Here is a 13,168-nt window from a genome sequence, read left to right on the forward strand (position 1 = left end):
GTAGCAATAAACGAAATTATTGATTGAGAGCTAAGTATTAAAAATAGTCTCTGAAAACAGCAATAAAACAATACAGTGACGTAACTCAATGTTTTCTCATTTGAAAACATAGGATAGACTGGATTCATAAACTCAGAAGGTTAGAAGACAATCCATGAAAGAATTAAGAAAAATAGCCGCAGTTGGCGGTGCAATTTCGTTAGCGTTATGTTGGCCTTTAGCGGTTGGTCAAATTGGTAAAAATGTTATCACTGATGGGGTCAAGCACCTCAATTCAGCGTCGATTCAAGCGGAAGTGGTTGAGTATGATAGAAGTTACTTCTCTTCACGTGTATTAACTCGTTACCAAGTAACCGACCCTGTGCTTATTGAGCAATTGGAAGCTGATGGGTTACCGTCTGAATTTTTAGTTAAGAGTGAAGTTGAACATGGATTGGTGAGCTTAAATGCAGTATCAACAATCGATGGACTTGAAGAACTGCCTCTTACACTTTCCACCACTACACAGCTTAATGGTAATACAGAATTTTCATTGGATTTAGAATCATGGAATCACCAAACCGCTGGTGAAGGTGCCGTTTCTATCGCTGTTGCAAAGTCAGAAATTACAGGAAGTGCGAGTGTTCTGGGGCAGTTGACATATAAGTTGGATATCCCTTCTATACAGCTGAACTTTGCTAATGGCGAGCAAGTGGCACTCTCTGGCATATCAGGCGACGGAGATGGTAAGCAAGCTCAAGGATATTGGTTAGGGACTCAGCAGTATAATATTGATACTTTTGTTGTGAATGCTAACAACGCTCAGCCAATGTTCAGCATGGACGACTCGACGTATCAGTTTGAGTCATCTATTGATGATAAAACGCAACGCCTCAGCAGCAAAGTGCTTTTAGATATCTCGAAAATGATGACAGTTGATGGTGTGGTGAATGATTTAAGTGTTGATTTCGAATTGGCGAAATTGGACATTCATTCATTTGAGAAAATTTTTGAGCTAATTCAGACTAACCCCGAGTTGACTGAAGAAGACGTTCAAGCGTTGCTCCCTGCTGTTGATACGCTTTTTGCTAAAGGCTTTGATATTTCGATGAATAAAGTGTCACTGAAGCTTGGAGAAGGTGAATTTCAGTCTCAGTGGTTAATGACGGTACCTGAAGGTACTGAAAATGTATCACAAAATCCTGGCGCTTTAGTTCCTGCTTTAACCGGTAATCTAAATACGTATTTTTCGAATGAACTCGTGACTGAGTATCCATTTATACAAGAGGGTATTGATGAACTGATCGTGATGGAAATGATCACTCAAACGGATGCTGGGTATGAAATTAAAGCGGAATTGAATGATGGTAATTTAGTTTTCGAAAATGGCCAGCAAGTGCCAGTTTTCGCTCTGCTAATGCCTGCATTAATGGGCCAAGCAGCGAAGTAAACTGATAAATCATGCAGTTAGTGAAGAAAAGAGGTCTGAAGACCTCTTTTCTTGCTTTTTAAGTGAAGCAAAACATGGTATTTGTTAACTAACCACTACAAAACAAGAATGAGCAGGAGCAATAAAATCATGGAGCCGATTACGGACAATATTTTTAACTTTAGTGCAGGCCCAGCGGCGTTACCTAAAGCAGTGATGCAGAAAGCACAAGCGGAATTCATCAATTGGGGCGGCTTAGGTACGTCTGTGATGGAAATAAGCCACCGCAGCAAACCCTTTATTAAAGTTGCTGAAGAGGCAGAACAAGATCTGCGTGACTTGTTGAATGTTCCAGACAATTACAAAGTTTTGTTTTGCCAAGGTGGTGCTCGAGCACAATTTGCTGCGGTTCCAATGAATCTACTAGGGGAGTCGAAAACGGCGACTTATGTCGATGCAGGCTATTGGGCTGAAAGTGCGATAGCAGAAGCGAACAAGTATTGTGAGCCAGATGTCTTTGTTGCCAAAACAGAGAAAGAGGGCAAAGTAGCCGTTCTACCTGCAAGTGAATGGCCAGTCGCAACTGATGCGGCTTATGTGCATTTCTGCCCAAACGAAACCATTGATGGCATTGAAATTAATGATTTGCCTGTCACTGATAAACCGATCGTGGCTGATATGTCATCGACGATTTTATCGCGCGAAATCGATGTTTCAAAATATGGTGTTATTTACGCAGGCGCGCAGAAAAATATCGGCCCAGCTGGTCTGTGTATTGTGATTGTTCGTGATGATCTGTTAGATCTTGCTGCTCAAGCTCTGCCAAGTATTTTGAACTACAAAGTGTTGGCTGAAAAAGATTCCATGTACAACACGCCGCCGACCTTTGCTTGGTATTTATCAGGTCTGGTTTTCAAATGGCTGAAAGAGCAGGGCGGTGTGAAAGCGGTTGAACAAGTAAACCGTGAGAAAGCGGCACTTCTTTATGCTTATATTGATCAATCACCGTTCTATAAGAATGATGTTCATGCAGACAATCGTTCATTGATGAATGTGCCCTTCCAACTGTTTAAACCTGAACTTGATAGCAAGTTTCTTGAGTTAGCAGAAGCTTCAGGGCTACAAGCTCTGAAAGGTCACCGAGCGGTTGGTGGTATGCGAGCTTCGATTTATAACGCAATGCCGCTTGAAGGCGTTAAAGCCTTAGTCGATTTCATGGCATCGTTTGAAAGTGAATATGCTGATTAACTGATTAGGAAAAAGCTGCCTTCGTCAGTTGTTTTGTATGTCGCTTTCGAAATAACAGCTCTGCTTATACAAGAAACCCACTAAAAAGTTAACTTCTTAGTGGGTTTCTTTGTTTGTAACCAAGCTTTTTATGGAACCGATTTATTTATAAATCCAGGCATGCTTATAAAATCAGCCCTGCTTGTTAAATTTGAATCTGTTCATAAAACCAAGCCTATAGCGTCTGGCAAAGTTGGTAATAACGACCTTTTTGCTCAATTAATGACTGGTGATGTCCGTGTTCCACGATCTGGCCATGCTCAATTAAACATATCGAATCCATGCTATCGAGTTCGACTAGTCGGTGGGTAATAAACAGTACGGTTTTGTTGGCAAAATGCTGCTTAAACAGATGCATAATGTTTTTCTCAGTCTGTTTATCTAGCCCTTCTGTTGGCTCATCCAAAAGAATGATCGGCGCATCATGTAACAGTGCTCGTGCAATACCAATACGGCGTTTTTCACCACCAGAAAGTTGTCTACCACCGTCGCCCAACCAAGCATCTAAACCTAGACCTTCATTAAGTGATTCTAGCCCCACGCTGTTAAGTACAGTTGCTAATTGTTCATCTGTTGCATCCGGTGATGCCATGATGAGGTTGTCTCTCAAGCTGCCGTTGAGTATGTCAACTCGCTGGCTTACAACGCTTATTGCTTCTCGCAGTTGACCTTCACTCCATTGAGTCAGCGCTTGGTCAGCAATACTGATTGCACCTTGCTGCGGGTCCCAGTAACGGGTAAGCAGTTGAAGCAGAGTCGATTTACCAGAACCTGTTTGTCCTACAATCGCGACCTTGTGACCTGCAGGTATGGAGAGCTCGACACTATTTAGGACATTTTTGTCGCTGTCTGGGTACGCAAAAGTGACATTATTGAAATGAATACCGTAGTGTCCTGAGTGCTTAATTTCTTGTTCTGAAAATTGAACATCTGGCTTTGCAAGAATAACGTCATTTAATCGACGAGCAGAAGTGAGAGTTTGACCTAAATGCTGAAATGCACCTGCGATTGGCATTAACAGCTCGAAACTTGCCATAGTCGCAAATGCCATCAGTGCGATAAGAGGATCGGGTTGATTACCACCGACACCATCCGCTGCAAGCCAAAGCATAAGAACCAGAGCCCAACCATTAACTAGCATTAATAAAGCGGTCGCAAGGCCACTTAAGTTCGCATTTACAAACTGATTTTTAATCAACTTCGTTTGAGCCAAAGTGATCGCCTGTCTGTAGCGCTCTTCTGCTCCAAATAGAGTCAACTCACTGTAGCCTTGTAACCAATCTAAGGCGGTAATACGTAGGTCAGCTTTATTTTGTGTCAGTTCCGCCCCATTCTGTTTGCCTAATTTATAGAACAATATCGGCCATAAGATAAGAGCAATAGCTAAGATTGCACCTAAAGTAAGACCAAGAGTCATATCAAACCAGCACAAAAATGCTGTCAAACAAGCGATGCCCACAACACCAATAGTAACAGGGCTGATTAAGCGCAGATAAACATGATCCATCGCATCAACATCAGCAACCAATCGGTTTAGAAGGTCAGCGTCTCGTAGGTTGGAAACTCGGCCTGGAATTAATGGTGCGAGTTTTTGGAAAAAGAAAATGCGCAGATCAGTCAGTAGTTTGAAGGTCGCGTTATGGCTTACGACACGCTCACCCCAACGTCCAGCAGTTCGACCCATGGCAAAACCACGAACGCCACCGCCGGGCAGCATATAGTTAAATGTTTCTCTGGCGATGGTTAACCCTGCAATAGCCGAGGCGGAGATAAACCAACCAGAAAGGGTCAGCAGGCCAATAGAGGCGAACAGAGTTGCAAATCCAAGCAACATACCTAGCGAGAGACCAAACCAATGCTTTTTATACAGCTTTAGATATGGGAGTAAATCACGCATCTAAATTCCCCTTATCATTATGTTGAGCGAGGTTTGCACTTAGCATCTCAGCAAACAGTCCGTCTTGTTGTTGTAGTTCTTGATAGCTGCCAGATTGAACAACTTGACCTTTTTGCATCACTAGAATCTGATTAACGCTGCGCAAAGGTTCTAATTGGTGAGTAACCATGAGAGATGTGGTCGATTCCGTGTATTTCTCTATACCCTGCATCACTAACTGCTCACTACGAGCATCTAAACTCGCAGTAGGTTCATCTAGTAGCCAGAATGATCCATTTTGTAGCATTGCTCTTGCTAAGGCGATCCGCTGGGCTTGTCCTACCGATAACCCACCTGAACGATCGGATATTGGGTAATCTAAACCATGTTGATTGACAAATTCGGCAGCGAAGGCATTTTCAATCACGGCATGAACGTCTGAGTCAGAGATATTATGCTTACCTAGAGTTACGTTGTCACGAATTGTCCCGTGGAGTAACAATGGGTTCTGTCCAATCCAACTAATCTGTTTGCGCCAATGGGTCAGGTCGAGTTCTTTCATTTCAACGCCATTCACTTTCAGGCTACCTTCATAAGGCATGAAACCGAGAATCGCATTGATCAAACTCGTTTTACCCGCACCACTTGGGCCGACCAGCGCGGTGGATTGGTTAGATGCAAGAGTGAAGGATATCGGGCCGACCAGTTGAATGCCTTCCGGGCTAACCACTTTTAGATCGTGAGCAACAATCTCTATTTTTTCTGGTTGAGCGAGTAGGGTATTACCTGATTGGATCTTCGTAATATCTGTTTCTAGAAACTCAACAATACTTTCAGCCGCACCAACTGCTTGTGCTTTGGCGTGATAAAACGTGCCTAGGTCGCGTAGTGGTTGGTAAAATTCAGGTGCAAGGATCAGAATAAATAGGCCCGCAAATAGGGTGACCCCTGTACCATAATGGCCGAAATTCAATTCACCAATGTAGCTAAAGCCAAAGTAGACGGCAGTAATAGCAATCGAGATAGAAGTGAAAAACTCTAGAACGGCAGAAGATAAGAATGCAATCTTCAAAACGTCCATTGTACGAGTACGGAATACCTCAGATGCCCCTTTAAGAACTTCAGTTTCTGCATGAGTCCGGTTGAACAGACGAATCGTCGTCATCGATTGTAATCGGTCATAGAAATGACCAGACAGACGTTGCAACGCTTTAAAATTCTTGCGGTTTGCATCGGCTGCTTTCATTCCAACTAATGCCATGAAAAGAGGCACCAGCGGAGCAGTAATCAGAAAAATTAATCCTGCAGCCCAGTTAACAGGGAACACGACAATTAAGATCACGAACGGGATGAGCACCGAGAGCGACATTTGCGGCAAATAGCGGGCGAAGAAATCTTGCATATCTTCAACTTGTTCCAGCAGCAGTGTTGCCCACGTTCCCGCTGGCTTTCCTTTAATATAGGCTGGTCCAAGTTCCCTGAGTTTATCGAGTATGAGCTGCCTTATATAAACGCGGATCTCTTCGCCACATTTAAACCCGGCAATTTCTCTTCCCCAAGAACAAGCAGCACGCAGCGCAATCATCAGCGCTAGCCCTGCAAAATGAGGCAGTAACTCATATTTATCTGTGTGGTCGATAATCAGTTGTTGAAGTATGGAGGCGAGTAGAGCGGCTTGAGCCAATAAAAACACGCTTGATACTACGCCAAGGCCCACGGCAATCATAAGCCAGCGTTTGGCTAACTTACTCTGTTGCTTGAGCCACTTATTCAAGTCGCGTTGCTTTTTCTTATCCATTTAGAAGGCTTAATGATAATTATTATGAAGTTATAGCGAGGTAGTATACAAAGAAAAGCCCAGTGGATATACCACTGGGCTTTAGGGTTTTACGACAAAAATGAAAAATAAGTTATTTATCATTTAATCCGTCAAGGAATCGCTCTGCATCTAGTGCCGCCATGCAACCCGTTCCGGCTGAAGTGATCGCTTGGCGGTAGTTATGATCCATAACATCACCGGCAGCAAAAACACCTTCAATACTGGTTTGGGTCGCATTTCCACTTAGACCTGAGTTCACGATGATGTAATCATCTTTCATCTCTAATTGGCCTTTGAAAATAGCGGTGTTTGGCTGGTGGCCAATGGCAATAAACGCGCCCATTACATCAATATCTTGAGTCGCGTCAGATTGAGTATCTTTCACGCGTACGCCAGTCACACCCATATCATCACCGAGAACTTCTTCAAGCACACGGTCGGTATGAAGAACGATGTTACCGCTCTCCACTTTATCCATTAAGCGTTTGATTAGGATTTTTTCAGCGCGGAAAGTATCACGGCGGTGAATAAGATGAACTTCAGAAGCGATATTCGAGAGGTAAAGTGCCTCTTCAACGGCCGTGTTACCACCACCCACAACTGCGACTTTTTGATTACGATAGAAGAAACCATCACAAGTTGCACAAGCGGAAACGCCACGACCTTTGAATGCTTCTTCAGATTCTAAACCTAAATATTTAGCAGAAGCCCCAGTCGAAATAATTAGCGCATCACAGGTATATTCTGCTGAATCGCCTTTAAGACGGTAAGGGCGAGAACTCAGATCGACTTCGTTAATGTGATCAAACACAATTTCAGTTTCGAAACGTTCTGCGTGCTCTTTCATGCGCTCCATTAGTGCTGGGCCTGTGAGTCCTTCAGGATCACCTGGCCAGTTTTCAACTTCTGTTGTGGTTGTTAGTTGGCCACCTTGCTGCATGCCCGTGATCATCACTGGTTGCAGGTTTGCACGTGCCGCATAAACCGCTGCCGTATAGCCAGCAGGGCCTGAACCAAGAATTAATAAATTACAATGCTTTACGTCGCTCATTAGGACTCCGAAATCAGCAGATAGCTTGAATAAATATAGTGATAAGGATTGTATGGAAAATATGGGGGTAATAAAAGTGTAAACAAGGTGTAAAACGGAATTATTGGTTATAGGTTAGATTGTTATTTCACATCTCTTCGTCTTTTGGATGTTAAAGGTAAAATACTACGCTCTTTTTGGCTATTATTTTCTAAGGTAATCCTTCGAATACGATACAATTTATTTCATCAAAATAGCCTGATAGATAACCGATATCAAAACATTAAAAATAGAGAGTTTAAAAAGTGATTTGAGCTCTAATAGTACCTGACACAGCGCTGACAAAGTGGTGATTGCTGACTCTGAGGTTTAGTGATTTACTTGCACTTCCTAAGTAACAGAGGTACAAAAATTAATGGACGACCCCTTTAGTCGACTGAAAATTTCGCAATGCTTCCACTCCTCGGAGGCATCACTATGATTGAGCTATTTCTACAGCCAGAGACATGGGCAATATTCGCAACCTTATTCGCACTTGAAGTCATTCTTGGTGTCGATAATGTCGTATTTATTTCGATACTCTGCGAACGATTACCCCAGCAGCAGCGCAAGTTAGCACGAAATTTGGGTATTGGTTTAGCCGTAATGGCTCGAATTGTACTCGTGTTTTCGATTTCTTGGTTAATGTCTCTCACCCAACCATTATTAAGTGTTTTAAGTATGTCGTTTACAGGCCGAGATCTAATTATGATTTTTGGTGGCGTATTCTTACTAGGCAAAAGCTTAAAAGAGTTATGGGGGTGGCTAATGCATACCGAAGTCGGGCATTCGACCCGTGTCAGAACTGGGCTTGCTGTCGTTCTACTTCAAATCGTTGCGGTCGATGCTGTGTTTTCGATGGATTCTGTGATCACTGCGGTCGGTTTAACTAATGATATTCACATCATGGTTGCAGCCATTATCTCATCGGCCATCGTCATGGTGTTGACAGCCGAGAAGATCAACTATTTGGTGTCGCGATACCCAGGATTTAAAACCTTGGCTCTATTGTTCTTAATCTTATTAGGTGGATTATTAATGGCAGAAGGCTTCGCAATTCATGTGAATAAAGGTTACATCTACTTTGCGATGGCATTTGGATTGGCTTTAGAACTTTGTCATATACAGTTGAAGAAAAAGCAGCGAATCAACATCGTTAGGATTCGTCCACTAGAAGTGTAATTCGTAAAGTGTAATTTGTACTAAGAAAACAAAGAAGGAGACGAGTTCTCCTTCTTTGTTTGTTGTCTGTCATCCAATAGTTTGCCGCATAATTACTTTTTGAGTAAAAAGTAGTCAGTTGTATGCAATACTATTGTTAGTTGACTTAATTGCTGGCTGTTTTGTGATCGTCGGCGATAGGTGTATCAGCTATATTAGGTAAGGTGTCGGTAAGGAAGTACGCCGTTAGTCATGGTGTTTTTTTCATGTATATGGAGATATAAATGCATATTAAGAATTTGAGTGTCGTAAAAAAGATTTGGTTAAGCTATTTAGCGGTATTTTTAGTGTTCTCTGCGGTTGCGATTGTTATGATGTCGAGCCTTTCGTCACTTAATCGTAATACAGCAACGTTAACAGATAAGAGTTTGCCATCGGTTGCGATCCTTAAAGGGATTCAAGTCGATATAACGAAAGTACGTAAAGATGAATTCTCGCTGTTACCAAATGCTAACCACCCTAAGATTGCTGAGTGGCTAGAAGGACTTGAACAGTGGAGAAAAGATGTTCAGCAAGGGATAATATCCTATCAAGCATTACCTCTTAGTGAGCAAGAGAAACGCTCTTTCAATGTTTTCAAAGATACATGGAATAGTTATATCTTTGAGACTAAGCAATACAACGCCTTGTTGGCTCAAGGAGATGCTGAAAAAGCCAATGAGGTAGTTTTATCGAGTTTTGCTACTTATGCAAAAGCGCTTGCCAGCTTAGATGATACATTGAGTTTAAATGATGAGCTTATCAATCGAATAAAAGCAGACGTTCTGAGTGAATCGCAGGCGACTCAATTTAGTGCTGGTGTGGGTTCGTTGGTTATTATTGCGATGATCATTGTCTCATCTATGTTGTTATCTCGAGCGATCTGTAAACCTGTGAATCGAGCGCTATGGTTTGCTTCTCAGATAGCAAAAGGTCAGTTGAACAATACCATCAATGAGAATGAACTAACCAAAGATGAGCTCGGTACTTTACTCAAAGAATTGGTGTTAATGCAGAACAATTTGCACTCTCTAGTTTCGGAGGTCAGCGATTCAACCATCCAACTGACTGCGGCCGTTGAAGAGGTGAGTGCTATTTCATCTCAAACCGCATCCGGGATGCAAAATCAGCAACTAGAATTAAGTTCTGTTGCCTCCGCGATGACAGAAATGCAAGCGGCGGTGAACGAAGTAGCTCAAAATACTGAAAGTGGCGCTACATCAGCAAATTCTGCAACGGAAGTGGCAAAACACGGTACTGAAATTCTCAACAAGACCATTCAAGAGATTGAGAAAGTCTCGCTAACCATTCAGAACACAGATGAACTCGCGACTGACTTAGAAAACAGTTCAAGCAGTATTAATGTCGTGGTTGATGTTATTCGTGCTATTGCTGAACAAACCAATCTATTGGCGCTGAATGCTGCAATTGAAGCGGCAAGAGCGGGTGAACAGGGACGAGGCTTTGCTGTGGTGGCTGATGAAGTGCGTTCTTTGGCGCAGCGCACGCAAGAGTCTACAACCCAGATCGTCGATATAGTTGAAGATTTGCAGGAAAAAACAATCAAAATGGGAGAGGCCAGTCGTGAGTGCCAAACTGGAATCGCGACATGTGTCAATCAGGTCAACGATGCGGGAGAGCAAATAGATATAATTGAGCACTCGGTGGATAATATTGCTCAGATGAGTACACAGATTGCGACGGCATGCAGTGAGCAAAACTCGGTGTCTGAAGAGCTAAATCGAAGTGTGGAGCACATCAATTCCGCATCGTCAGAAATGGCGGAAGGCACTTCTCAAACCGCGATAGCTTGTCAAGAAATAAGTAGTTTGGCTCATAACCTTCAAGCCAGAATGGGAGCGTTTAAGCTCTAGCCATCACCCTTAGCACTTAACTGTTATTTTGGTTTTATAAATACGCTAGCATTACCGATGATTTTTATGGGAGCAGTGAAATGAAGCAAGTATTCGTTAACGATAAAATGCAATCGAATTATTCCTATTTCTTGTCTGAAGGTATTGGTGAAAATTTTCAGCTGGATTTCTCTCCAGAACTCACCCCCAAAGAGATGCTCGAACTCGGAGTCTTTGGTGGGAAGTATATGACAGATTGCCAAGATGAGTTCCCCGAGGATTGGTTTACCAATGCCAAAATGAGTCCTGAATTTAAAGATATTTCATTGAACTATTTCTCTGTGGATGCCTCTCAACCTTTAGCAGAGTGGAATCGAAAGGGGTGGATCTATTCTGAAGACCCAAGAGGTTGGTTTCAATGGTATTGTCGCTACTTCATGGGACGTCGCATAGAGAGTGAAGATGAGCGCCAAATTAAAAGGTGGCGTGCATTTAGACGACATATGGGTGCGATTAAGAAAAATTGCGAACCTTTTGATCATGGTTGCCGTCGTAAACAGAGGCAAGCTCTGCTGCACTGGGCATATGATTCAAGACGGTTTTAGCTTTAATGGTTTGACGTAAAAGTTTAAACATTGACGGATAGAAAGTTAAATGAGCGAATTAGAGAAGATGGTAGCGGGTGAAATGTATGACCCAAGTGATGAAACACTGTCACAGATGCGCGCTCATGCAAGAAAAGTGATTGGTGAATATAATGCGACCAATCAAGACCAAAAAGCAGAAAGAGAGGCACTGCTCAAAACGCTATTTGGAAATACGGGTAGTGAGATTAATATTGAACCACATTTCAATTGTGACTATGGAACAAACATCCATGTCGGCGAAAACTTTTATGTGAACTTTGGCTGCGTGATCCTTGATTGTGCGGAAGTTAACATTGGTGACAACTGCATGATTGGTCCTCAGGTTGGTATTTATACGGCTTGCCATCCAATTGATCCGCTAGAGCGAATAAGCGCTAAAGAGTTTGCAAAGCCAATCACCATTGGACACAACTGCTGGATCGGTGGACATGCGACGATTAACCCGGGCGTCACATTAGGGGATAATGTTGTCGTTGCTTCAGGTGCTGTAGTGACAAAAAGCTTTGCAAGTAATGTCGTTATTGGTGGGAACCCTGCGCGAGTATTGAAAGATATCAAATTGAAGAAATGATCCCACGTTGTTCACTTGTCATGTATCCATAAATAGAGGTTCGCAATGATAGTCGTTGCACGTTTTTCATTTCCTCATGAGGCTCAAATCGCAAGAGCCAGCCTCGAAGCTTCAGGTATTGAGAGCTACATAGCCGATGAGCACACTGTCAATACGCAGTGGTTGTATTCAAATGCTATTGGTGGTGTTCGATTGTTGGTGGATGAAAAGAGTGTTGATGAAGCGAGGAGCATTTTAAATACCGATTTCTCTGACGCCGTCGATAACTCATCTGAAGTCGAAAGAAGTGCGGACGCTTGTACACAGTGTGGCAGCCATGACTTAGTTCCATATACCAAAGGTAAAAGACCCGCTTTTTTGGTCTTTATTTTGTTAGGTTTCCCACTGTTCTTCTATAAGCATGGCTATCGATGCCAAAACTGTGGTGAGTTCATAGAAAAGTTATAACTAAAGGTTAAAATATGTGTTTGAGCCGTCTCAATAAAAAGGAATAGATATGACTCCAGCACCAATCAAAGAACTGATTACATTTGATGATTTCGCGAAATTGGATATTAGAGTAGGAACCATTACTCAAGTATCTGAGGTGGAAAAATCAGACAAACTAATGAAGCTTACCGTTGATTTCGGCGATCATACGCGTTCTATACTTTCTGGTATTAAACAGGAAAGAGAAAACCCTCAAGAGATTGAAGGTAAACAGGCTCTGTTCGTTGTTAACCTTCCTGAACGGAAAATGGCGGGAGAGCTATCACAGGGCATGCTATTTGATATCGGTTATGAAGATAAAATTAACCCTTGTTTGGCCATGCCTGAGCGTGAAGTGCCCAATGGTAGCCGTGCTGGTTAGGCATCGTTCGTTTAACGCTATAATTTAAAGCTTCTCAGTGTGAATTATTCACGTATCCAAACCGTGATTGACACTTATCTTAGCTCAAAAAGACATGACAGTTAATTACGTAAAATCAAGGATAAACTTATGAAACAAGCCATTGTACATATTGCTCTGGTGGTTAACGATTACGATGAAGCGATCGACTTTTACGTGAACAAACTCAAGTTCGAGCTGATTGAAGATACCTATCAACCTGAACAAGATAAGCGTTGGGTTGTCGTTTCTCCTCCTGGTTCAAATGGCGTTACACTATTGTTAGCAAAAGCGTCAAAGCCTGAACAGCACGATTTTATTGGTAATCAATCTGGCGGGCGAGTTTTCCTCTTTCTAAGCACAGATGATTTTCGGCGTGATTATAAAAGAATGGTGGAAGATGGCATTGAATTTGTTCGTCCGCCAGTTGAGCAAGATTACGGCACCGTTGCAGTTTTTAAAGATCTTTATGGAAACCAATGGGATCTACTGCAACTCAGTGATTCTCATCCAATGTCAAAAAGAATGGGTTAACGAATTCAATTGAAGTAACCATTTTTTCTGTATTTG

General features: G+C 42.4%; 12 protein-coding genes. 9 read left to right on the plus strand and 3 right to left on the minus strand.

The annotated features are described in order from the left end of the window. Positions 1–154 precede the first annotated feature (154 nt). Both FCV43_RS01530 and serC read left to right on the plus strand, forming a co-directional pair. A complete protein-coding gene (locus FCV43_RS01530; protein WP_136993806.1) occupies positions 155–1,429 on the plus strand; it encodes a DUF945 family protein in 1,275 nt (424 codons plus the stop codon). A 129-nt stretch (positions 1,430–1,558) separates the two neighbouring features. Beyond that, positions 1,559–2,656, plus strand: a complete 1,098-nt coding sequence (gene serC, locus FCV43_RS01535; protein ID WP_136993807.1) for a 3-phosphoserine/phosphohydroxythreonine transaminase — start codon at positions 1,559–1,561, stop codon at positions 2,654–2,656. A 214-nt stretch (positions 2,657–2,870) separates the two neighbouring features. On the opposite strand, the gene cydC is transcribed toward serC, so the two are convergent. From cydC to trxB, 3 genes are all read right to left on the minus strand, one after another. Next, the gene (gene cydC / locus FCV43_RS01540) at positions 2,871–4,592 is read right to left on the minus strand and encodes a heme ABC transporter ATP-binding protein/permease CydC (RefSeq protein ID WP_136993808.1); all 1,722 of its coding nucleotides are present in this window, start codon (positions 4,590–4,592) and stop codon (positions 2,871–2,873) included. Further along, on the minus strand, positions 4,585–6,369 hold the full coding sequence (cydD, locus tag FCV43_RS01545) for a heme ABC transporter permease/ATP-binding protein CydD (protein ID WP_113797306.1): 1,785 nt from the start codon (positions 6,367–6,369) through the stop codon (positions 4,585–4,587). Before cydD ends, cydC begins: the two co-directional genes overlap by 8 nt. A 112-nt stretch (positions 6,370–6,481) precedes the next feature. Further along, positions 6,482–7,441: a thioredoxin-disulfide reductase gene (gene trxB / locus FCV43_RS01550; RefSeq protein ID WP_136993809.1), complete on the minus strand. Its 960-nt coding sequence runs from the start codon at positions 7,439–7,441 to the stop codon at positions 6,482–6,484. A gap of 456 nt (positions 7,442–7,897) precedes the next feature. Between trxB and FCV43_RS01555 the strand changes: the two genes are divergently transcribed. The 7 genes from FCV43_RS01555 to FCV43_RS01585 all read left to right on the plus strand — a co-directional run bounded on the left by FCV43_RS01555 (position 7,898) and on the right by FCV43_RS01585 (position 13,132). Next, entirely contained in the window at positions 7,898–8,641 is a 744-nt protein-coding gene (locus FCV43_RS01555) for a TerC family protein (RefSeq protein WP_136993810.1), read from the plus strand. Positions 8,642–8,904: 263 nt separating this feature from the next. Further along, a complete protein-coding gene (locus tag FCV43_RS01560; protein ID WP_136993811.1) occupies positions 8,905–10,533 on the plus strand; it encodes a methyl-accepting chemotaxis protein in 1,629 nt (542 codons plus the stop codon). Between the two features lie 80 nt (positions 10,534–10,613). Then, positions 10,614–11,117 carry a hypothetical protein gene (locus FCV43_RS01565; RefSeq protein ID WP_136993812.1) on the plus strand — a complete coding sequence of 168 codons (504 nt, stop codon included), beginning with the start codon at positions 10,614–10,616 and terminating at the stop codon, positions 11,115–11,117. A 49-nt stretch (positions 11,118–11,166) separates the two neighbouring features. After that, entirely contained in the window at positions 11,167–11,730 is a 564-nt protein-coding gene (locus FCV43_RS01570; RefSeq protein WP_136993813.1) for a sugar O-acetyltransferase, read from the plus strand. A 45-nt stretch (positions 11,731–11,775) separates the two neighbouring features. Continuing rightward, a complete protein-coding gene (locus tag FCV43_RS01575; RefSeq protein WP_113797294.1) occupies positions 11,776–12,177 on the plus strand; it encodes a DUF2007 domain-containing protein in 402 nt (133 codons plus the stop codon). A gap of 49 nt (positions 12,178–12,226) precedes the next feature. Continuing rightward, the gene (locus FCV43_RS01580; protein WP_017051413.1) at positions 12,227–12,580 is read left to right on the plus strand and encodes a tRNA-binding protein; all 354 of its coding nucleotides are present in this window, start codon (positions 12,227–12,229) and stop codon (positions 12,578–12,580) included. A 129-nt stretch (positions 12,581–12,709) separates the two neighbouring features. After that, positions 12,710–13,132, plus strand: coding sequence for a VOC family protein (locus FCV43_RS01585; protein WP_136993814.1), 423 nt, complete (start codon positions 12,710–12,712; stop codon positions 13,130–13,132). Positions 13,133–13,168 lie beyond the last annotated feature (36 nt).

The organism is Vibrio genomosp. F6 (genome assembly GCF_005146325.1).
GTDB classification, from domain to species: domain Bacteria; phylum Pseudomonadota; class Gammaproteobacteria; order Enterobacterales; family Vibrionaceae; genus Vibrio; species Vibrio cortegadensis.